20 protein-coding genes are annotated in these 20,986 nt (G+C 40.8%); 9 read left to right on the forward strand and 11 right to left on the reverse strand.

Annotated elements, in window-relative coordinates:
• Positions 1-8: 8 nt before the first annotated feature.
• Genes GL182_RS02730 through GL182_RS02740 form a run of 3 tightly spaced genes read right to left on the reverse strand, consistent with a single transcriptional unit; the run spans position 9 to position 2,815 of the window.
• The gene (locus GL182_RS02730) at positions 9-1,049 is read right to left on the reverse strand and encodes a vWA domain-containing protein (RefSeq protein ID WP_163378015.1); all 1,041 of its coding nucleotides are present in this window, start codon (positions 1,047-1,049) and stop codon (positions 9-11) included.
• Positions 1,042-1,944, reverse strand: coding sequence for a hypothetical protein (locus GL182_RS02735; protein WP_163378016.1), 903 nt, complete (start codon positions 1,942-1,944; stop codon positions 1,042-1,044). The genes GL182_RS02730 and GL182_RS02735 overlap by 8 nt, the downstream gene beginning before the upstream one ends.
• Positions 1,937-2,815, reverse strand: a complete 879-nt coding sequence (locus tag GL182_RS02740; protein ID WP_163378017.1) for a DUF58 domain-containing protein — start codon at positions 2,813-2,815, stop codon at positions 1,937-1,939. Before GL182_RS02740 ends, GL182_RS02735 begins: the two co-directional genes overlap by 8 nt.
• Positions 2,816-2,921: 106 nt before the next feature.
• Here GL182_RS02740 and GL182_RS02745 point away from each other — a divergent pair, with 106 nt between their 5' ends.
• Complete coding sequence (locus GL182_RS02745) at positions 2,922-3,257, forward strand: DUF4296 domain-containing protein (RefSeq protein WP_163378018.1); 336 nt, start codon at positions 2,922-2,924, stop codon at positions 3,255-3,257.
• Positions 3,258-3,260: 3 nt separating this feature from the next.
• A complete protein-coding gene (locus GL182_RS02750) occupies positions 3,261-5,654 on the forward strand; it encodes an endonuclease MutS2 (protein WP_163378019.1) in 2,394 nt (797 codons plus the stop codon).
• Positions 5,655-5,684: 30 nt separating this feature from the next.
• On the opposite strand, the gene GL182_RS02755 is transcribed toward GL182_RS02750, so the two are convergent.
• Genes GL182_RS02755 through GL182_RS02785 form a run of 7 tightly spaced genes read right to left on the reverse strand, consistent with a single transcriptional unit; the run spans position 5,685 to position 11,800 of the window.
• Entirely contained in the window at positions 5,685-6,110 is a 426-nt protein-coding gene (locus GL182_RS02755) for a nuclear transport factor 2 family protein (protein WP_163378020.1), read from the reverse strand.
• A 27-nt stretch (positions 6,111-6,137) separates the two neighbouring features.
• Positions 6,138-6,620 carry a hypothetical protein gene (locus GL182_RS02760; RefSeq protein ID WP_240469539.1) on the reverse strand — a complete coding sequence of 161 codons (483 nt, stop codon included), beginning with the start codon at positions 6,618-6,620 and terminating at the stop codon, positions 6,138-6,140.
• 56 nt (positions 6,621-6,676) lie between these two features.
• Complete coding sequence (locus GL182_RS02765) at positions 6,677-7,300, reverse strand: ATP-binding cassette domain-containing protein (RefSeq protein WP_163378021.1); 624 nt, start codon at positions 7,298-7,300, stop codon at positions 6,677-6,679.
• Position 7,301: 1 nt separating this feature from the next.
• Positions 7,302-8,081 (reverse strand): acyl-ACP--UDP-N-acetylglucosamine O-acyltransferase, encoded by a 780-nt coding sequence (gene lpxA / locus GL182_RS02770; RefSeq protein WP_163378022.1) that lies wholly within the window; start codon positions 8,079-8,081, stop codon positions 7,302-7,304.
• Entirely contained in the window at positions 8,078-9,472 is a 1,395-nt protein-coding gene (locus tag GL182_RS02775; protein ID WP_163378023.1) for a bifunctional UDP-3-O-[3-hydroxymyristoyl] N-acetylglucosamine deacetylase/3-hydroxyacyl-ACP dehydratase, read from the reverse strand. The genes lpxA and GL182_RS02775 overlap by 4 nt, the downstream gene beginning before the upstream one ends.
• A gap of 47 nt (positions 9,473-9,519) precedes the next feature.
• The gene (lpxD, locus tag GL182_RS02780) at positions 9,520-10,542 is read right to left on the reverse strand and encodes a UDP-3-O-(3-hydroxymyristoyl)glucosamine N-acyltransferase (protein WP_163378024.1); all 1,023 of its coding nucleotides are present in this window, start codon (positions 10,540-10,542) and stop codon (positions 9,520-9,522) included.
• Between the two features lie 16 nt (positions 10,543-10,558).
• Positions 10,559-11,800, reverse strand: a complete 1,242-nt coding sequence (locus GL182_RS02785; RefSeq protein ID WP_205603566.1) for an HD domain-containing protein — start codon at positions 11,798-11,800, stop codon at positions 10,559-10,561.
• Positions 11,801-11,851: 51 nt separating this feature from the next.
• On the opposite strand from GL182_RS02785, the gene GL182_RS02790 reads away from it, so the two are divergent.
• Genes GL182_RS02790 through GL182_RS02800 form a run of 3 tightly spaced genes read left to right on the forward strand, consistent with a single transcriptional unit; the run spans position 11,852 to position 15,058 of the window.
• The gene (locus GL182_RS02790) at positions 11,852-13,405 is read left to right on the forward strand and encodes a bifunctional response regulator/alkaline phosphatase family protein (RefSeq protein ID WP_163378025.1); all 1,554 of its coding nucleotides are present in this window, start codon (positions 11,852-11,854) and stop codon (positions 13,403-13,405) included.
• A 7-nt stretch (positions 13,406-13,412) separates the two neighbouring features.
• Positions 13,413-13,841, forward strand: a complete 429-nt coding sequence (tsaE, locus tag GL182_RS02795; protein ID WP_163378026.1) for a tRNA (adenosine(37)-N6)-threonylcarbamoyltransferase complex ATPase subunit type 1 TsaE — start codon at positions 13,413-13,415, stop codon at positions 13,839-13,841.
• On the forward strand, positions 13,838-15,058 hold the full coding sequence (locus GL182_RS02800; RefSeq protein WP_163378027.1) for an alanine dehydrogenase: 1,221 nt from the start codon (positions 13,838-13,840) through the stop codon (positions 15,056-15,058). The genes tsaE and GL182_RS02800 overlap by 4 nt, the downstream gene beginning before the upstream one ends.
• 11 nt (positions 15,059-15,069) lie before the next feature.
• Here the strand turns inward: GL182_RS02800 and GL182_RS02805 are convergent, their stop codons facing one another.
• Entirely contained in the window at positions 15,070-15,534 is a 465-nt protein-coding gene (locus GL182_RS02805; RefSeq protein ID WP_073097058.1) for a response regulator, read from the reverse strand.
• Positions 15,535-15,795: 261 nt separating this feature from the next.
• On the opposite strand from GL182_RS02805, the gene GL182_RS02810 reads away from it, so the two are divergent.
• From GL182_RS02810 to GL182_RS02825, 4 genes are read left to right on the forward strand one after another with little or no spacing between them, the layout of a single operon-like run.
• Positions 15,796-16,905: a ThiF family adenylyltransferase gene (locus GL182_RS02810; RefSeq protein WP_163378028.1), complete on the forward strand. Its 1,110-nt coding sequence runs from the start codon at positions 15,796-15,798 to the stop codon at positions 16,903-16,905.
• Positions 16,895-17,596, forward strand: coding sequence for a hypothetical protein (locus GL182_RS02815; protein ID WP_163378029.1), 702 nt, complete (start codon positions 16,895-16,897; stop codon positions 17,594-17,596). The genes GL182_RS02810 and GL182_RS02815 overlap by 11 nt, the downstream gene beginning before the upstream one ends.
• Positions 17,593-19,725, forward strand: coding sequence for a 7TM diverse intracellular signaling domain-containing protein (locus GL182_RS02820; RefSeq protein WP_163378030.1), 2,133 nt, complete (start codon positions 17,593-17,595; stop codon positions 19,723-19,725). Before GL182_RS02815 ends, GL182_RS02820 begins: the two co-directional genes overlap by 4 nt.
• Positions 19,726-19,731: 6 nt before the next feature.
• The gene (locus tag GL182_RS02825; protein ID WP_163378031.1) at positions 19,732-20,820 is read left to right on the forward strand and encodes a hybrid sensor histidine kinase/response regulator; all 1,089 of its coding nucleotides are present in this window, start codon (positions 19,732-19,734) and stop codon (positions 20,818-20,820) included.
• Positions 20,821-20,986 lie beyond the last annotated feature (166 nt).

Here is a 20,986-nt window from a genome sequence, read left to right on the forward strand (position 1 = left end):
GGTTTCAGTTAATCCAATAGGAAATTGTTGAAAAAGGTACTTTTTAATATCATCCACAGGAACAAAAAAATGATTCCCCAAAATAAATAGGGGCGGTAATAATCCATGGTCTCCTTGTACCTTGATTCTATGATTTCGGCTTTTTCCAGTTCGTCAATTCTTTCAAAAATATTTTCCAAAGCCCTATCATCCGAGGCCCTGAAAAACTCGCCATTCGTAGTTTTTGCAATATTTCTCAAGGTTTCTTCATTCAGGTAACTTTCGATCATTTGGGGTCTTCCAAAAAAATCTGTTCCGTAGGGTACCATCCCATCCTTTCCAACAGCTATCGTATAGGTCTTTATTTCCATGGCTTCGGCCAATTGGGCGGCAAAAACCGGATCCACGTTTCCGGCATTGTTGTCACCATCACTCAACAGGACCATTACCTTTGATTTGGCTTCAGATTCCCGCATCCGATTTGTCGCTGTGGAAACAGCACTTCCAATTGCCGTGCCTTTGGCATCCATCATGTTAAAGGTTATGCTCTCCACCAGGTCGGTTAAAAGTTCATAGTCTGTGGTCAGCGGAGCAAGAGAGAAAGCCTCGCCCGAAAAAATAACTATTCCTATTCGATCTGCTATTCTGCCATTGATAAAATTTATGGCCGTCTCCTTAGCAGCTTCCAGGCGGTTGGGTGTAAAATCCTGTAAATCCATGGATTCGGAAATGTCCAAGACCAACATGATGTCTATTCCTTCGGTATATTGCTCTACTTTTTCATTGGTGCGTTGCGGTCTGGCAAGAGCAATGACCACCATCCACAAGGATAGTAAAAAGAAAAAAGAGGGTATCAACCTCAAATACGTCCATGGGTTATTTCTGGAGATCATTTTGGGTAGCGAAAGTTCAAGTACTGGTTTTTTCAGTAATTTGATAAACTTTCTTATCAATAAAATGAGTGGTATGGCCCAAATAAGGTGCAGCAGAAAGAAATTCTCCCATTCATAAGAACGGAAAGTTTCCTGTGTAAACCAGGTCCATGAGATATAGGAAGAGATGTCATCCATGCTGTCGAATTTTTTCTATTTTTTCTTCCAGTTGCTGTTTTGAAACCTGAAGCAAGCTATCACAAGCTTCCCGGATATGCTCATCAATCCTATTGGCATAGATGATCAGCTCGATTTTTCTAAAATCTTTGACAATTTCCGGATTTCCCAGGTATTCCGAGATTTCAGTTGCCGTCCATTCCTTGTAAGGTAATCCGGTGATGTTTTCAAGGTATCCTTTCCATAGTCCCAGAAGTTCGTCAGCCTCTTGAATTTCAGGTTTGTTTACCAAAGTTTGCATGGAGTGATCCCAATTTTTCAGGAAATGCTTCCATTTCTTTTTTTCCCGATAGATCTTCCAGCGTTTCCTGAGCCCTCCCCCAAAGAAATAAATGGCCAAAGCAAGTATAATCACCAAAGCCAGTAATCCCAAAATCAGATAAGGGTAATTGAACGCAGTAGGAATGTTCAGGTAACTGTCATTTTGCTGAAATGCCAGGTCTTCTGGCATTTCGTCTATGGTGAGGTTCAGTATCAGGGGTGCCGCCTCTGCAAAATGGCTGATACTGTCGTAGCGCAAGACTTCAAAAACCGGCAGTCGGAGAAGTTGAACGGAATCCAGCGAAAAATTGGATAGCCAATACACGGCACTATCCAATGTGGTACTGTCTGTGGTAAAAGACTCGAAGGCTTGTTTTTCCAGAAGCTCAAATGACCCGAAATTATAAGTCGAGTCAGGGAATAGTACGGGAAGTTCGCTAGGGTAATTTGCCTTCAGCACATAGCCCACTCTTTCCCCCAACATGGCAGAATCCTGTAAAAAGTAGCCTTCCACAGCCACATCCTGACCTTTTACTCCGGCAGAAAGCGAAAGCAAAAAACTCATAAACAAAAATAGTTTTGCTATTCTATCCACGCTTCATGGTTTTATTTCTCAACTTAAATAACTCCATTAAAGGTAGAACAATGTCCTGTTGGGTGTCTATTTTTAAGTAATTAATTTGGTTTTTTTTGCAAAAATCTTTTAATTTAACACGGTCACTGGAAAAAGAGGTCGATATTTTTCTTGAAAACCCACCAAATGCAGTGTTTACCCAGGTTGTTTTTCCGCCTTCTTTATCAAATACAGGAATGATACCAAGAGAAGGGAGAGCAGATTCAATGGGATCTGTCATTTGAAGTACGACCAGATCGTGCTTATTGGCCAAAGCTTTCAAGGGTTTTTCGTAATTTTCGTCTATAAAGTCAGAAATGACAATGATGACGCTTCTCTTTTTAATCAGATTGAGACAAAAAGTAAACATGCCATACAGGTCAGTACCTAAGGATTTATTTTTATGATTAAAAATTCCTTTGATGATTTTCACAGCCTGCCTGCTTCCTTTTCCGGGAAGAATAATTTTTTCCTTTTCATCTGAGTAGCTCACCAAGCCTACTTGTGAGCCTTCATGTATGCCAGCCAGTGTTAAAACCCCTGCTATTTCTCTGCCAAGATCTATTTTTTTTCTGTCTTTGCTGCCGATATCCTGGGATCCACTGATATCCAATAGAAAATAAACGGCCTGGTCTTTGTCTTCTTTGAAGGTTTTGACGAAGGTTCCATGTCCCTTTGCAGATACTTTCCATTCGATGGTCCGGATATCGTCCCCGTATTGGTAGGGGCGAAGGTCGTCAAATTCCAACCCAGCTCCTTTAAAAATGGATTGGTGATCACCCTGAAGGTGGCTGTTGGCCACTTTTCTCATCGTGATTTCATACCTTCTGAGTTTTTTTATTAGCTGGTTCATTTTTCAGTCTCAATGAGAGGCCTAATTTAGCAGTCTCTATTGAATAATAAAACGACTTTGCCTTTACTTATTGTCAATTTTCAAATGAAATAGGTAATTTTGGATCGTGAAATATATTTATGTAGCATTTGCTTTTATTTTTGCCTTCGCTTCCTGCCACGAAAAGGATGAACCCGAAAACGTTTTATCAGAAGATCAAATGGTTGAAATTTTGGTAGAGATTCATTTGGCAGAAGGCTTTGTCCAATCCCTTTCCATCCCATACGACTCCTCGAAGGTATTGTATCCGATTTTGGAGAAACAAATCTTTGATAAATATGGTATTCCTGACAGTGTTTACATCCAAAGTCTGGAATACTATTTGAGAGATGTGGCAAAAATGGAGTATCTATATGGGCGGACCATTGATTCATTGACCTTAAGAGAGAAAAATGTACAGTAGTAAATGAGTTTGTATCCTTCAAACATGGAAGAAAAGATCAATTTTGATAAAATCAAGGAATTGATCAGGGCAGAATGTACCAGTAGTCTGGGAGTAGATTTCGTCAGAAAGGTAAGCTTTTCCAAAGACAGAAAGTTGTTGGTCAAACTTTTGGAGCAAACCGATGAGTTCAGGCAGATACTGGTGTCCGGGGAGCCCTTTCCTGCATCCAATTTTATTAACATTTACCCATTCCTGGACAAAGCGAAAATAGAGGGCACTTTTCTTTTTGAGGATGAATTTCATGAGCTCAGATTGGGATTGAAAACCCTGGATGGCTGTGTTTCCTTTTTCCACAAGTTCCATGAAAATTATCCGCAATTGCACCAGCTGCTCGGCATGGTGGAAGAAAATACCCCGCTGGAAAAAAGTATTGGCAGGGTGCTGGATGAAAAGGGGAAAATAAAAAACAATGCATCTCAGGAGTTGAACCTTATCCGTACCCAACTTGCCTATGAAGAAAACAGGATAAGGAAGGTTCTGGATCACATATACCGCTCGGTCAAAGCTCAGGGATTTACCCCGGAAGATGCCTCTGTTACGGTTAGGGGAGGCAGGATGGTAATCCCTGTTTTAGCAGAATACAAAAGGCGCATCAAAGGCTTCATTCACGACGAATCAGCCACAGGACAGACAGTGTACCTGGAGCCGGCAGAGGTTTTGGATATCAACAATGAAATCAAGGACCTGGAATATATGGAAAGGAGGGAGGTGCAGAAAATCCTCACCAAGTTAACAGATGAACTCAGGGAATATATTCCGGTACTCCGGAGGGCATTTTATTTTTTGGGCATGATAGATTTTATTCGTGCCAAGGCCAGGTTTGCATTGAAAATCAACGCAGTTAACCCGGGAATGGGTAAAGGCAAGGAGTTGTCCTGGGTAAAAGCACGGCACCCTCTCCTGGAAATGGCCCTGTCTCAGCAGCAAAAGTCCATAGTTCCGGTGACCCTACAGCTCGATCCCAATCACCGGCTGTTGGTGATCTCAGGACCCAATGCCGGTGGTAAATCTGTAACGCTAAAAACGGTAGCCCTGGTGCAGTACATGTACCAATGCGGACTTCTCGTACCCATGGAGCCCAATTCCAAATGCTGTATTTTTGATCAGGTTTTTATCGATATAGGAGACGAGCAAAACATAGAAAATGACCTGAGTACCTATAGTTCCCACCTGATGAACATGAAGTATTTCACGCTTCATGCCAATAAAAACACCTTGTTTTTTATTGATGAGTTTGGAACGGGCACCGAACCCCAATTTGGTGGGGCCATTGCAGAAGCCATCCTGATTGCCCTGAATAAGTCAGGTGCCTTTGGAATTGTCACTACCCATTACGGAAACCTCAAGCAGTTGGCTTCAAAAAGCCAGGGGATGGTAAACGGGGCCATGCGGTATGATGTGGACCGGTTGGAACCCTTGTATGAATTAGAAATCGGCAAACCCGGAAGCTCATTTGCGTTTGAAATAGCCGGTAAAATAGGAATTCCAAAAGAAATAATCCTTCATGCAAAGGCACAGGTCGGAGATACCAGGGTAAGGTATGAAAAACTCCTGCTAAAGGTCGAGAGCGAAAAGAATAAATATGAAAGCCTGATGGCAGAGACCCAAAGAAAAGACCGGCTGTTGGGCCAAAGACTTCAGGAATACAATTCTCTGAAGGCCACCTTGGATGAGCAGCAAAAAAACATCATCAACGAGGCAAAAACCCAGGCGAGACTTTTGATGGATGATGCCAATAAAAAAATCGAAAATACCATTCGTTCCATCAAGGAATCTCAGGCGGACCAGGCAGCCACCCGGCAATTGAGAAAGGATCTTGATGCGCACAAGGCGGCTATCAAGCCAGAAAAGCCTGCAGTTCCACAGCAAAAAACAATTCAAGTGGTAGATGGGGCTATCGCTATTGGGGATCAGGTAAGGCTGAAAGACAACGGAGCGCTGGCCGAGGTTATGGATATCAAGGGCAAACAGGCCAGCATCCTTATTGGAGACCTTAAATCCAATGTGAAGCTAAGCCGCCTTGAGAAAATTTCAAATACCTCTCTGAAGAAGGAAAAAAAGGCCATAGGTAAGCGAATGACCTATGATACGACCCATAAAATGGCAGCATTCTCACCCAATCTGGATATCCGTGGAAAAAGGGGCGAAGAGGTCATTCAGCTGATCCAGAATTTTATAGATGAGGGGTATATGCTTGGGATGAATGACCTAAAAGTCATCCATGGCAAAGGGGATGGTATATTGAGGGAACTTACCAGAAACCTTATCAGGAAGATGTCTTCCGTGACCAGCTTCTCCGATGAACATGCAGATAGGGGTGGATCTGGGGTGACCCTTGTGCAGCTCAAACAATAAGGTACTCGCAAAACCAGAAGGTTAAGGTGCCTATCTTTTGTAGGCCTGACGAGCCAGAAGTAACCAGTTTTTTCCTTTTTTTTGCCAAACCGTTAATACGCCAAGGTTGACCGGGGCAGGCTCACTGTCTTTATTGTGCGTTTGACCGATCAGAAAATGCCTGACCAGCGCAATATTGCCTGAAATATCTACCGTCTGATTTTCTATATTGATTTCAGTAAAGTTGGATATGCCTGAAGTAAGGGCCTGGATGAATGCGGTTTGATTTTCGATTAAACCATTTGAATGTCCATAGGTCAACTGAGGATCGGTAAGTTTTCTGAGTTGCTTTTCATCAGCAGCCACCATGGCTGAAGTCAGTTCTTTAACGGCATTTTCTACGGCGGAAACCTGTTTGTTCTGAGCAAACAATACTGTAGTGGATAAAAAGCAAATGATAAACAGGTATTTGAGCATGGGTTTATGGGGTTAATTGAAACTTTTTTATTCCATTAATATCAGATCGAAAACATAAAATCCTGCTAAAGCCTTCACTCTGGCATTCTGCGGAGCTGGCACCACCCATTCCAATCTCAGGTTATTTTGATTTCTGGTAAAGGAAATTTCTTTATTGGCAGCAGGTTGGATGCCGGAGAGAATGATTTTGTCAAAGTTATCTCCTTCAAATGCCCAATTACCATTGGTGTCAAACAAGAGGTTGCTGTTTTCGGTAATGTACGTTTTACCGGTATTGTTGGACATAAACCGGATTTCAAAATCTGCAAATTCGGCTGTCTGAGGTGTTCCGTCTTTGGTGACCGAACCACCATTGTTTACCGTCCAGGTCTGGCTACCTGATGGTCCGGAAAGTCTTTCTATGGCTTGCTCTTCAGGTGTTTTTTCTGGTTCCCCATTTTCTCCTCCATTACAAGCTGAAAAGCCCAGCAGGAGCAGGCAGGCCCAAAAATAATTCATTAATACTTTCATACTTTTCAAACTAGGGCAGTAAAATTAATCAATTCCAATGTTTATCAAATAAATCTTCACAATTTATAATCCTCCAGGCGGAGTATTTGTTCACAAAAATTATATTCTCTTGGGTCATTGGAAGCTATTACGATGCATTTATTTTTTCCAAAACGGTATATCATTTCCCTGTACCAACCTATGCCTTTCTCGTCGAGATTCGAAGTGGGTTCGTCCAGAAGTACAAAAGGGGATTGAGAAAAAAAACATATGCCTAGTTTTAATCGCTGCTTCATTCCTGAGGAAAAGAAGGAAATGGGTTTGTTGATGGCGTTTTCCAGGTATAACAACTTCAAAAGAGTTGCGGTATTGATATTGTCTTCCGGTTTTTTGAATTGAAAATGGAATTCCAAAAACTCTTTGAGGGTGAATTCTTCTGGCAGTTCTACGTAGGGAGCACTGATGACCAGGTGCTTGTAAATTTCTTCTGGAGATACCATTTTCTGGTCCAGGAAAAATGTCATTTCCCCTTCCGTAAGGGGCATTTGAGCAGACAAACATTTGATGAGGGTAGACTTACCGGAGCCATTATTTCCGGTAATGGCCATTTTTATACCGTTTTCAAGGTTGAGGTCCAGTTTTTTAAAGATCCAATCTCTTTGAAACCTTTTTCCTGCGCCTTTTAACTTAACGGCCAGCATATCACTGAATATAACCTTTCATTACTCCTCTTTCAGACGAACGGATAAAGTTGACTATTTCATCCCGCTCTCGTGTGGCAGGAAGGTTGATTTCAATCTCTTCCAGGGCTTTGCTGTTGTTCCAGCTGTTTAAAAATAAATACCGGTATACTTCCTGGATTTCACTAATGGTTTTGCCTTCAAACCCTCTTCTTCTCAAACCAAGAGAATTCACCCCGGCATAGCTCAATGGCTCTCGGGCGGCTTTGGTAAATGGGGGAACATCCTTTCTGACCAGAGATCCGCCTGAAATCATGCTGTGCATGCCTATTTTGACAAATTGGTGTATGGCACTGCTACCACCTACAAATGCCCAGTCATCGATGGTGACATGTCCGGCCACCTGAACCGAATTGGCGATGATCACGCGATCATGGATCAAACAATCGTGAGCAATATGTACATAAGCCATCAAAAGACAATCATTGCCTATTTTTGTGGTCTTTTTATCTGCCGTTCCTCTGTTAATGGTTACAAATTCCCTGATAGTTGTATTGTTTCCTATCTCTACCAAAGAGTCTTCTCCTTTAAATTTCAGATCCTGAGGAATGGCTGATATAACAGCTCCCGGAAAAATCCTGCAGTTTTTTCCAATTCTTGCTCCTGGATAAATGGTAACATTCGAGCCTATCCATGTACCTGCTCCGATTTCCACATCAGAATGGATGGAGGTGAATGCTTCAACTGAAACATTTTCCCCCAATCGGGCTTTTTCATTTATTTCGGATAATTTGCTGATCATGTGTCTTTTCTTACAATGCTGGCAGTCATTATGGCTTCACAAACCAAGGCATTTCCTACAAAAGCCTCCCCCTTCATTTTTGCGATTCCTCTCCGGATGGGATTGAGAAGTTCACATTTGAAAATCAATGTGTCACCAGGTAACACCATTTTTCTAAACTTGCAGTTTTCTATGCTAAGGAAATAGGTCCAGTAATTTTCAGGATCTTCCACCGTGCTTAGAACCAATATTCCTCCCGTTTGGGCCATCGCCTCTACCTGTAATACTCCAGGCATCACAGGATTGTTGGGAAAGTGCCCCATAAAAAAGGGCTCGTTGATAGTAACATTTTTTACGCCAGCCACTAATTTGTCATCAAGATAGATGATTTTGTCCAGTAGCTGAAACGGATACCTGTGGGGAAGGATGTTGCTGATTTGGTTGATATCCAAAACAGGAGGCAGCTTGGGATCATAGTAAGGGATATTCATTGAACCCGACTTTTCCATTGCCCTCTTTATTTTTTTTGCAAAGGCTACATTGGCAGCATGCCCGGGCCTGGCTGCAAGTATCTGTGCTTTCAAGGGTCTGCCCACAAGGGCAAGGTCTCCAATGACATCCAATAATTTGTGTCGGGCCGGTTCGTTTTTGTACCTAAGCTCCACATTGTTCAGAATGCCTTCTTTTTGTACTTCCACCTTTTGTTTATTAAACATTTTGGCCAGACTGGACAACTCAGCTTCTTCTACAACCCGGTCTACCACGACTATGGCGTTATTCAGGTCTCCCCCTTTTATCAGGTTGTTTTTGTAAAGCATTTCCAGCTCGTGAAGAAAACAAAATGTCCTGCAGGAGGCAATTTCATGCCTGAATTGACTGATATCTGTGATGGAGGCATGCTGGCTTCCAAGTACAGGGGAGTTGTAATCCACCATGACGGTTACTCTGAAGTCGTCCAGGGGGAGGGCAGCCATCTCGACTTCTCTGCCACTGTCTTTGTAATGAATGCTTTCAGGTACTTCAAAAAACCTGCGTAGTGCATTTTGTTCCTCCAAACCCGCATCCTCCAGGATCTCAATGAATTGAATGCTACTTCCATCCAGAATAGGAGGCTCAGGTCCACTCAGTTGTATCAGAACATTATCTATTTCCATACCTACCAGTGCTGCCAAAACATGTTCGACCGTAAATACCCTGGCACCGCTCTGTTCCAGCGTAGTGCCCCTGGATACATCCACCACATTGTCTACATCCGCATCGATGATGGGCTGGCCTTCCAAATCCATTCTTTGAAATTTATAACCATGGTTTGGGTTGGCAGGCAAAAATGTCATATTGGCTTCTATACCTGTATGTAATCCGACTCCGGATAGGGTGACCTGTTTTTTTATGGTATGTTGTTTTACTTTCATTAAAATAAATAACTAAATAGCTGTGAAGTCCTGATCAACTGACAAATTTATAGTTTTTTTTCCAGCTCTCTCAATTTGTTATGAAGTAAAGGTAATTTTCTAAATATAGAGTAGGATTTTAAAAAATCTTTTATGTCAAATCCAATGTATCCAAAAATTGTTTTTCCCGGTTCGGTTACCGATTTCATAATGCCGGTATTTGCGCCCACGGTGGTGTTGTCAGCTATGTCAATATGGCCCACTATCCCACATTTACCAGCCAATACGCAGTTTTTGCCCACACTGGTGGAGCCGGAAATTCCTGCCTGGGAAGCAACTACCGTGTTTTCTCCTAAAATAACATTGTGGGCTATCTGAACCTGGTTGTCAATTTTAACCCCCCTTCCTATATGGGTAGACCCCATTGTAGCGCAATCAATGGTGGTATTGGCTCCTATACTTACACCGTCTTCCAATACCACGTTGCCTAATTGCGGGATGTTTTTGTAGGTTCCATCAGCCTGGGGGGCAAAGCCAAATCCATCAGCACCAAGTATACTACCGGAATGAATTTCACAGTCATTACCAATAATGGTCCTTGAATAGATTTTGACACCCGGGTAGAAGGTGCAATCATCCCCTATGATTACATCGTCCCCAATATAGACTTGTGGATAAATCTTTACATTATTACCAATCTTGCAATTTTTTCCTACATAGGAAAATGCACCCCTGTAGCAGTTTGGGCCGATGGTACTGCTTTCATGAAAGTAAGTGGGCTCTTCTATACCAGAAATATCGGATTTTACCATCTTGGAATAAGCTTCCAAAAGTTTGGTGAAACCTGTATAGGGGTCTTTCACCCTGATTAGAGTGGTTTTGAATGCCTTCTGAGGTTTAAAATCTTCTCCTACAATGATCGCTGAACAGGCGGTGTCGTAGAGGTATTTTTCATACTTGAGGTTAGATAGAAATCCAATGCTTCCAGCTTTTCCCTCCTGTATTTTTTCAAGGCGATTGATTTTCTGAGAACCATCTCCTTCCACGCTTCCATCCAAAAGTAGTGCAATTTCATCGATGGTAAATTCCATTTATTTCTTAGTTGTTTTACCGTAAAGTTAAATTTTTAGCATGACAAGCATAATATTTTTTTACTATTTTGCTCATGGCTTTGATATTTGGAAGGTCAGCAGCCATGGCCACATCCATGACTTCCCCTTTTTTAGTCAGGATCCAAATCTTGTCCCTGGCCAGGTAACCATAATTACTTATTTCACCGCAGGAAAAGAAATACTGCAAATCCCGAGTGGACAAGGAATGTTTGCTTTGTACCTTTTGCTTCATTTTTTTTATCTCCTCAATGGAAAACGGCTGATTGACCAAATGGATTTTAAACAAGTTGCGCATCAAAAACATGTGGGAAATTTGTCGAAGCACAAAGTCATCTTCATTTTTCCAGAGCTTGATGGCACCCCAGACATCAAAGTCGTCCAATTGAGAAAATTCGTCGAGCCATTCAGGTTGGCCATGCAGCATACCTGTAGGAGGATCTTTTTTCAGAAAAAGTAGGAGTTCAGCAGAGCCGGGTAAATTTATGCCAGCATTTTCCAGTTCTTTGGCCCTTAAAATCAGATTGATCAACATTTTTTCAGCGCAGACGGTCGTTTTATGAAGGTATACCTGCCAATACATCAATCTTCTGGCGCTCAGAAAATTCTCAATACTGTAAATGCCCTTTTCTTCGATGACCACCTGGTCATTCACGATGGTCATCATTTTAATTATTCGGTCTGCCCCAATAGTTCCTTCTGATACACCTGTGAAAAAACAATCCCGCTGCAAGTAATCCAGACGATCAATATCTAGTTGACTGGAGACCAGTTGGTGAAAGAAATTTCTTTCGTAACTTCCCACAAAAATTTGCCTGGCCAAAGAAAGTTGGCCGTGAAATTGCTTATTTAAAGCATCAAAGAACAGCAGGGAAATGGTTTCATGATGCAGACCTTTGAGAAGAATAGATTCAAGCGCATGAGAAAAAGGCCCATGACCAATGTCATGCAGTAATATTGCCAGCAGTGCCGCTTCATATTCCTGTTCAGATATTTCAATGCCTTTATTGCGCAAGTGGTCTAAGGTAATGCTCATCAGGTGCATGGCTCCTATGGCATGGTGAAACCGGGTATGTAGGGCTCCCGGGTAGACCATATCTGTCAAACCTAATTGTTTGATTCTGCGTAACCTTTGGAAATAGGGGTGATCTATTACGGCAAAAATCAATTCACTGGGAATATTGATGAACCCATACACGGGGTCATTGATAATTTTATGGCTTTTCAATGTCCTGTTCATAAAGGCGACTTGCCAAAAGTAATTAATCTAAAAAGAATTAAACCAATTGATATGGAAAATTTCAAAATATTATGGGCTGATGACGAGATCGATCTCCTGAAACCGCATATACTGTTTTTAGAACAAAAGGGATACGATATAGTGACCGTAAACAGTGGGCTCGATGCGGTAGAAAAGGTAGAAGAGGAAAACTATGATGTAATATTCCTGGATGAGATGATGCCGGGGATGACGGGTTTGGAAACCCTGCAGCAGATCAAAAGTCTGAAACCTCAAATTCCTGTGGTCATGATTACCAAGAGTGAGGAGGAGCATATCATGGACGATGCCATTGGGGGAAAGATTGCCGATTACCTGATCAAGCCCATAAATCCAAATCAGATTTTGCTTTCCGTAAAAAAAATTCTTCAAAACAAACAATTGATCAGCGAAAAGACAAACCTCTCTTATCAACAGGATTTCAGAAACATCAGCATGGCATATAATGATGCCATAGATCATGAGGAATGGGCAGATATTTTCAAGAAACTAACCTACTGGGAATTGGAGATCGATGAAACTGAAAATAAAAGCATGCAGGAGGTATTGGAAACGCAGAAAGTGGAAGCCAATGCTAACTTTGCCAGGTTCATCAAGGAAAATTACCTTGATTGGCTGAACATTCCCAATATAAGTAAGCCAGTAATGTCTCACCAGGTGATGAAGGAACATGTTTTTCCAAAGTTGAAAGAGGGAAAACCCTTGTTTTTTATAGTGATTGACAACCTGCGACTCGATCAATGGGAAATGATTGAGAATCAGTTGAGAGATTATTTTGTGGTAAATGAAGACAAAACGTATTATAGTATTTTACCCACGACCACCGCTTTTTCAAGAAATGCCCTGTTTAGCGGAATGATGCCCATGGATATGGCCCGGCACCATCCTGACCTTTGGGAAGGAGAAGAAACGGATGAAGGTAAAAACAACCATGAGGCGGAATTTTTGAAAATAAATCTAAAGAAAAACAGGCTCTCCATCCGGTCGAGCTATCATAAAATTTTGCAGACCAATCAGGGCAAGGCCATACTGGAACAATTCCCTAATTTGATGAAAAATGATCTGAATGTTTTGGTTTATAATTTTGTAGACATGATGTCACATGCCAGAACCGACATGAAAATGATACGTGAACTTGCTCCGGATGAGTCCGCTTATCGTTCTTTGACGACCAGTTGGTTTTTACATAGCTCCCTTTTTGAACTTTTCAAAAAAATCAGTTTGGCCGGTGCGGATGTGATTGTGACCACCGATCATGGTACAAAGCGGGTAAACAAGCCATACAAGATTGTTGGAGACCGGAATGTGACCACCAACCTAAGGTACAAACAAGGGAAAAATCTTAATTTTGAATCGGGTAAAGTTTTTGAAATCAAAAAGCCAGATGAAGCCAAACTTCCCCAGATGAACATCTCTTCAAGTTATGTTTTTGCTGTAGAAGATTATTTCTTCGCCTATCCCAACAACTACAATTATTATGTAAACTTCTACAAAGATACCTTCCAACATGGTGGAGTTTCGTTGGAGGAAATGATCATTCCTATTGTACATTTGCAGCCAAAATAATCCATTTTTGAAAACGATACATTGCAATCACTTAAATCAAATTTCAAATTCCGCAGAATTAATCATAGATTTATGCAGGGATTTAGATGTGTGGGTGTTTAAGGGAGAGATGGGAGCTGGAAAAACCACCCTGATCAAGGCCATCTGTAACTTACTTGAAGTCAGGGACCCGGTAAGTAGCCCTACATTTTCAATAGTCAATGAATATGCTACTGACAAGGCTGGTATCATTTATCACTTTGACTTTTACAGGCTGGAAGACCCTGTGGAAGCCATTGAAATAGGGGTTGAAGAGTATTTTCATAGTGGGAATTATTGTTTTGTAGAATGGGCAGAAAAAATCCCCTCATTTTTGCCCGAGGATTTTGCCTTGATTGAAATTGAAAAGAGGGAAGAAGAAATTAGACATATAAGCGTAAAATTAATCCATCAATGATAGGGGGATCAGGATTTTCTGAAATTGCCAAGGAAACAGGAGTATTCACACAGGAAGCTGTGGCCAGGGTGAAAAAAAAAGGTTCGCAGGTGTTGATTGGTATACCTCGGGAAACAGCCGAGCAGGAAAAAAGAGTGTTATTGACACCTGAAGCGGTTGCTCTTCTGGTGAATAATGGGCAGCGTGTCAAGATAGAATCCAATGCAGGTACCCTATCCAAATTTTCTGACAGGGACTATTCTGATGCGGGTGCATCGGTGGTTTATTCCAGTAAGGAGGTTTTTGATGCAGATGTGATTTTAAAGGTGGAGCCACCTGTGGCTGAAGAGATTGGTTACATGCGCCAGGGATCCTGTCTGATATCAGCTCTCCAACTGGGCAAACAGAAAGCTGCTTTTATTCAGCAGTTGAATCAAAAAAAAATTACAGCAGTTGCTTTCGAACACCTGGAAGACAAAGTAGGAGGGATGCCTGTGGTAAGGGCAATGAGCGAAATAGCAGGTAGTACGGTGATGCTGATTGCTGCTGAATACCTGAGCAGTGTGAATGAGGGGAAGGGTATGATCCTGGGTGGGATCACAGGAGTGCCTCCCACTCAGGTAGTAATTATCGGCGCAGGGACGGTTGCAGAGTATGCGGCAAGAACAGCCATAGGTTTAGGCGCTACCATCAAGATTTTTGACAACCATATTTATAAGTTAAGGAGAATTAAACAAGTGCTGGGACAGCAGGTTTTTACTTCAACGATTGATAATTATGTGTTGGGGCAAGCCCTGAAGGAAGCAGATGTGGTTATTGGAGCCCTTAGAGCAGAAAAAGGGAGGCCGAAGGTGGTAGTTACTGAGGAAATGGTTTCCCAAATGATGGAAGACAGTATCGTGATTGATGTAAGCATTGATCAGGGAGGCTGTATAGAAACAGCGGAAATGACGAGTCACAGTGAACCGGTTTATAAAAAGCACGGAGTGATTCATTACTGTGTACCCAATATTGCTTCCAGAGTATCCAGAACCGCCTCCTATTCATTAAGCAATATTTTCACACCTATATTGTTGCAGATGGCAGATCTGGGAGGAGCGGAAGAGATGATTTTCAATTACAAATGGTTTATGAAAGGGGTTTATACCTATAGGGGCAGCCTGACCAATGCCCACCTGGGCAGGAAGTTTCAAATGGCCCACAAAGAATTACAGCTTTTATTGGCAGCAAGGTACTGACAGGAAAAATATCAGGAAAGCAGATTTTGCCTAAGCAGAAATTCCAATTGGTCATTGGCTTTCAGCAAACTATCGGTTAGCTGTTTGTTCTCTCTTCTTAAGGAATACACTTCAAAAGCATTTTTTACTACTGTTCTCAGGTAATCTTCCTCCCAGGGCTTAGTCAGGTAATGGTATACCTTTCCCTTATTGATGGCATCAATTACGGCCTGAATATCCGTATAACCTGTCAATAAAATTCTCATTGGGTCAGGATGCATGGGAATGATAGACTCTAAAAAATCCACCCCATTTTCCTTGGGCATCCTTTGGTCGGTAATGATGATATCTATGTCCTCCTGAAGCAAAATATCTCTCCCTTCATCGGCAGACTCAGCCAGAAATATTTTGTAATCTCTCCTAAAAGTAGCTTTAAAAGCTTTAAGGTTATTGACTTCATCATCTACATAAAGTATCCTAATCTTATCTTTTTCCATGCCTTAAATATCGTAATAACCTTTTGATTTGTTAAGAATAAGAAATTGAATTTTAATTTTAAATAAAATATCGTTCTTTTTCAATTAATATTCATTAGTTTAATCGTATTATATTTATATTCAAAAGTTTATTTTATAAATTAAAGAATTAAACCTTAAATACAAAAAAAAATATAACAAATTAATTCTGTATTTTTGATTGTTTATTACTACAAAAATATAACTTTACCAATATTATCACCTTTTTTAGGCAGTAAAATTATGGAAAACTCAAATAACAAATCTGAGTTTAAGCATTCTTATAAACCCTTGATCTTTTCTCCTCAACTTCAGGAGGATAGGGATGTCATGGGAAAATTGAAGGAAACAGGTAAAGTTTTGTTTTTTGACACCTTTGAACTCCAGTTGACGGAACTCATTAAAATGGAGAATCCGAAAAGAAAACTAACTTTGGAGGAGTTGTCAGAAAAAAAAGCAGATTATTACGCAGCTTCAGAAAAAAATTCCTCAGAAAATGGCAATTGGATTTATTATCCCTGGAGAAATACGGTAGTCCGGATTTTGGAGGAGAAAGAGTTTATCAGGTTGCGCACGGTGAGGAACCGGTACAAAATTACCGAAAAAGAGCAGGAGCAGCTACAAAAGCAAATCATCGGGGTTATTGGTCTTTCTGTTGGGCAAAGCGTAGCGCTGAGCCTGGCGATGGAAAGATGCTTTGGGGAGCTTAGGATAGCTGATTTTGACACCTTGGATTTAAGTAACATGAACAGGATCAGGACGGGATTATATAATCTCGGCATAAAAAAATCATGGATTGTTGCGAGAGAGATAGCAGAAATTGACCCTTACCTGAAAGTCACCTTGTATGATGAGGGGGTTACTGAATCCAATATGGATGATTTTTTAATGAAAGGTGGAAAGATGGATCTTTTGATTGAAGAATGTGATAGTTTGCCGATTAAGATTTTGAGTAGACTTAAGGCCAGGAGCTTGGGCATCCCGGTGATGATGGATACTAGTGACAGGGGAATGATGGACATTGAGAGGTTTGACCTGGAACCTGGGAGACCAATTTTTCACGGATTATTGTCAGATTATGGTGAAGAAAAAGAATTGTTAAATATACTCCCTGAAAAAGGAAGAGAAATAATGATTTCTCTTTTACAGTTTGAAAATTTGTCCGATAGGGTTAAATACAGTTTTGGAGAATTAGGTAAAACCATTACCTCATGGCCACAACTCGCATCTTCTGTTTTGCTGGGAGGAGCCGCCTGTTGCCATTATGCCAGAATGTTACTTCTAGGGCAGGAAGTCAATTCAGGTAGATTTTATGTTGATTTGGACAAGATACTCAATTTGAATGAAGGTTAGAGTTAGGATAGTTAGGGCTATCGATGATATTGATGCCACAGAAAAGTATATTTTTGGGCACCATAAGGTACTTGAATCTTATGGCATTACGAAAGTGACTTCTGCGGACCGTTCCTGGGCCCTTAATCCACATGTTTACTTGATTTTATTTGAGTCAGTAGAGGATTTAAGGATTTTAGGGGGAGGAAGAATACAGCTCAGAACCGAAAACTTTCCTCTTCCTTTTGAGTTAGCCATCAAGGAAATAGATCCCAAAATCATAGATTACATGGCTGATTTCAAGGACCTGGAAGTAGCCGAATATTGTGGACTTTGGAATAGCAGGGAGGTAGCAGGTTATGGGATAGGTAGTATTTATCTGGTAAGGGTAGGAATCGCTATACTTCCACAGTTGAATTTGAAGAAACTTTTCGGTTTAAGTTCTCCGGTGACTTTGAGTATTTCCAAAAGCGTAGGGTACCAGGTAATCTCGATTTTAGGAGACAACGGTTCATTCTACTATCCGAAGGAGGGGCTCATAGCCACGGCTTTGGAAATAAATGATATCAATGACCTTTCTCATGCCCAGACAGCTGAGAGAGATTATATTTTTGATTTAAGAAAGAAAATCAATTTCAATACCGTTGAAAGTGGACCAAAGGGAGAGATGGAACTTCAGTTTGAACTTCAAATACCAAAACCGGATAAATGAAAAACCTGTACATGTACTTAAGAAGCATAGGCTTGTCCCTGTTTTTGATTTTATTTGTTACCCTGCCCATCATTTACTATTTGGGTGTTTTCAGTCAGGATGAAGGTTTAAGGTTTGATACATATGATTATTTTATTTCCGAAGAAGCACTGCCTGTCGGAAATTTGAATCCCAGTCATTTTAAAAATGAATCGCTTCAAAAGATTGATCTAGGTGTTATTGACGAGGATTTGTACGTCAAGGTGGATTTGAATGACTTGGAGGGCTTGGGTAAGGATAGCCTGTTTATTGTCGAATTGAGCAACCCTTCTTTTAGGGAGGTAGACCTGATGCGCTTCAATAAAGCAGGAGATTTAGTTTCCAAACAAACCTCAGGAACTGCATTTTCAAAGACCAACCCCCTGAAGAACCCTAATCCCTTCTTCAGGATCCAGGTAGGTGATGAATTCAACTCCATTTTGGTGTTCAGAATAAAATCAAAAGTTCCGATTGAATTTGATGCCGCTATCTCTCCTTCCAATTCTTTTTTTCAAAACTACAGCCTGAGACTGATTATTATCAGTGCCTATTTTGGTATCATGATTGCGCTGTTTTTATACAATTTCATACTTTATTTTTCCGTAAAAGATAAAGTGTATCTTTTTTATTGTTTTTACATTCTTTTTATTGCCCTGGCTCAACTTTCTCTTTCGGGCTATTCCTATTTTTTCCTGATGGAAAATGCCTATCTGTATGAGGTAAGTATCATTGGTTTCACCACCCTTTCAAGCATCTTTGTAATTCCGTTTATTCAACTATTCTTAAAGACCAAGGTCTACGTACCAAAATATGACCAATGGCTATACCTCATACCCGTTTCCTATGTGATTACCCTGATTTTTAGAGTTTCAGGATTTGTGGAGTTGAGTTACTCCCTGACAGATTTAAATGGAATGGTTTTGGCCATTTGCTTTTTCACCATAGGGATCATTGCTGCAAAAAAAGGATATAGATCAGCCTATTTTTTCCTTTTGGCATGGAGTTTTTTACTGTTTGGCTTGGTAGTCTACATTTTACACAATCAGCGGATTATCGACCTGGGTTCCTATGCAAATTTTCCTTTATTGGCAGGAACGGCCATTGAAGCCTTGTTACTTTCTTTTGCATTGGCTGATAAAATCAATATATTGAAGCGGGAAAAAGAAAGGGAGCAACTGGATAAACTGGATGCCCTAAAGGAAAATGAAAGGTTGATAAAGGAGCAGAATCTCCATTTGGAAGATATGGTCAGGTCAAGGACTGAGGAACTTGAAATGACCTTGAAAAATCTTCAAAACACGCAAACCCAGTTGGTCAATCAGGAAAAAATGGCTTCCCTGGGTCAACTGACAGCGGGAATTGCCCATGAGATCAATAACCCCATCAATTTTGTCAGTTCTAATATTTCTCCTCTCAAAAGAGATCTGAAGGATATTCTTGAGTTGATGGAGGTATATAGAGAAAAAGGCAAGGAGGAATTCACTGAAGATAGCCTGTCAGAAATTGAGGAGATGGAGGAGGATATTGAAATTGATTATTTGTTGGAAGAGGTAGAACAGCTGCTGAATGGAATGGAAGATGGAGCCAAAAGAACTGTTGAGATTGTCCGTGGGTTGAAATTATTTTCGAGGGTAGATGAGCAGGATGTCAAAAAAGTAGATATCCATGATGGCATTGACAGTACATTAATTCTGCTCAATAGTACCATGTCGGGTAGAATAAAATTGACCAAAAATTATGGATCCATTCCCCAAGTGGAATGTTTGGCAGGTAAGATGAATCAGGTGTTTATGAATATCATCAGCAACGCCATTCATGCACTTATCGATCACCCTATAGAAGGAAGGGAGCCTGAATTGACGATAGCCACATTTTTACAAAATGAGCGCGTTGTCGTTAAAATTGGGGATAACGGTCCGGGCATGCCAACTTCGGTCAGGGAAAAGATTTTTGAGCCCTTTTTTACCACCAAACCGGTAGGTAAAGGTACCGGGTTAGGTTTATCTATAGTTTATACCATCATTGAAAATCATAAAGGGACAATTGAAGTGGATTCGGAGGATCAAAAGGGTACCACTTTTACCATTGATTTACCGATCAATCAAAATTAACAGCTAATGACTAAGAAAATCAATGTGCTGTATATTGATGATGAGGATAATAACCTCAACTCATTTAAGGCAGCATTGCGGAGGGATTTCAAGGTGTATACCGCCTTGGATGCTGAGGAAGGATTAAGTATTGCGAAAACCAGGGAATTTGAAGTTGTCATTGCCGACCAGAGAATGCCGGGAATTACTGGAGTGGAGTTTTTTGAAAGGTTGGTAAAAATCAACCCTGATCCTATCCGCATTTTGCTTACCGGATATTCTGATATTTCCAGCGTGATAGATGCGATTAACAGGGGGGAGGTATACCGCTTTATTGATAAACCCTGGAACCTGGAGCAAATCAAAAATGCGATCATCAATGCCGCAGAAATATATTATGCCAGAAAAGAACTAAAGGAGAAAAACGAGCGCCTGGAAAAACTGCATACGGAGATGAACCAGTTTGTATACAGTTTATCGCACGAACTCAGAGGGCCATTGATGAGCATTTCAGGAATTTCTAAGTTGGCCAAGATGGAGGTGAGTGAACCCGGAATCGTTGAGTATTTTGATATGATAGATTCAGCTACCCTGAAACTCGACGATTTTATTTACAAAATGCTTGATTTTTACCGATCTACCAAAATTGAAAATAAAGTTGTAGCGATTGATTTCCAGGGAATCTTTGACCAGTTAATTAAAGACTATAAGCTCAAATGGGATTTGAGTACAATTGACCTGAGTTTTGACGTTTCCCAGGACGAACCATTTTTTTCTGATGAATCAAAGATTCGGGTGATTATCAATAACCTTTTCAGTAATGCATATAAGTTTCAGAAGGAGGCAGGAAGCCGTTGGATCCGCATTTGCATAAAGACCAATGGCAATAAGGCCTATTTGGAAATCGCTGATAATGGCATTGGAATAGAAGAAAAACACCAGTCTGACGTGTTTAATCTTTTTCACAGGGCCACCCAAAGGAATGTAGGTTCGGGCCTTGGACTGTACATGGTGAAGGAATCAGTAGAACAGTTGAAAGGCAATGTGGTGTTAAAATCGGATGTAGGGATAGGAACTACCATTCAGGTAAATCTCCCTGATCTAAGTAGTAATTGACTGTTTTTTCATTTTTTTGAAAGCAATGGTATTCCCAATGTGGACATGTTGGTTTTACCTTTTCGCCGGCTATGCACGCATCTACCCCATTTGGCAGGCCAAAGACCTAGACAGTTATACCTGATCCAAAAATTTCCTTTAATTACTTTGTTGAGATATAAAATGG

The organism is Cyclobacterium sp. SYSU L10401 (assembly GCF_010993705.1).
Classification (GTDB): Bacteria; Bacteroidota; Bacteroidia; order Cytophagales; family Cyclobacteriaceae; genus Cyclobacterium.

What these genes read in the sequence shown, in the direction of transcription:
- GL182_RS02785 (WP_205603566.1), bottom strand. Translation starts at nt 11,800, where the DNA reads ATGAACAGGACATTGAAAAGCCATAAAATTATCAATGACCCCGTGTAT.
- GL182_RS02800 (WP_163378027.1), top strand. Translation starts at nt 13,838, where the DNA reads ATGATAGGGGGATCAGGATTTTCTGAAATTGCCAAGGAAACAGGAGTA.
- GL182_RS02750 (WP_163378019.1), top strand. Translation starts at nt 3,261, where the DNA reads ATGAGTTTGTATCCTTCAAACATGGAAGAAAAGATCAATTTTGATAAA.
- GL182_RS02815 (WP_163378029.1), top strand. Translation starts at nt 16,895, where the DNA reads ATGAAGGTTAGAGTTAGGATAGTTAGGGCTATCGATGATATTGATGCC.
- GL182_RS02740 (WP_163378017.1), bottom strand. Translation starts at nt 2,815, where the DNA reads ATGAACCAGCTAATAAAAAAACTCAGAAGGTATGAAATCACGATGAGA.
- lpxD (WP_163378024.1), bottom strand. Translation starts at nt 10,542, where the DNA reads ATGGAATTTACCATCGATGAAATTGCACTACTTTTGGATGGAAGCGTG.
- GL182_RS02810 (WP_163378028.1), top strand. Translation starts at nt 15,796, where the DNA reads ATGGAAAACTCAAATAACAAATCTGAGTTTAAGCATTCTTATAAACCC.
- GL182_RS02825 (WP_163378031.1), top strand. Translation starts at nt 19,732, where the DNA reads ATGACTAAGAAAATCAATGTGCTGTATATTGATGATGAGGATAATAAC.
- GL182_RS02765 (WP_163378021.1), bottom strand. Translation starts at nt 7,300, where the DNA reads ATGCTGGCCGTTAAGTTAAAAGGCGCAGGAAAAAGGTTTCAAAGAGAT.
- GL182_RS02820 (WP_163378030.1), top strand. Translation starts at nt 17,593, where the DNA reads ATGAAAAACCTGTACATGTACTTAAGAAGCATAGGCTTGTCCCTGTTT.
- GL182_RS02790 (WP_163378025.1), top strand. Translation starts at nt 11,852, where the DNA reads ATGGAAAATTTCAAAATATTATGGGCTGATGACGAGATCGATCTCCTG.
- GL182_RS02755 (WP_163378020.1), bottom strand. Translation starts at nt 6,110, where the DNA reads ATGCTCAAATACCTGTTTATCATTTGCTTTTTATCCACTACAGTATTG.
- lpxA (WP_163378022.1), bottom strand. Translation starts at nt 8,081, where the DNA reads ATGATCAGCAAATTATCCGAAATAAATGAAAAAGCCCGATTGGGGGAA.
- GL182_RS02775 (WP_163378023.1), bottom strand. Translation starts at nt 9,472, where the DNA reads ATGAAAGTAAAACAACATACCATAAAAAAACAGGTCACCCTATCCGGA.
- GL182_RS02730 (WP_163378015.1), bottom strand. Translation starts at nt 1,049, where the DNA reads ATGGATGACATCTCTTCCTATATCTCATGGACCTGGTTTACACAGGAA.
- GL182_RS02760 (WP_240469539.1), bottom strand. Translation starts at nt 6,620, where the DNA reads ATGAAAGTATTAATGAATTATTTTTGGGCCTGCCTGCTCCTGCTGGGC.
- GL182_RS02805 (WP_073097058.1), bottom strand. Translation starts at nt 15,534, where the DNA reads ATGGAAAAAGATAAGATTAGGATACTTTATGTAGATGATGAAGTCAAT.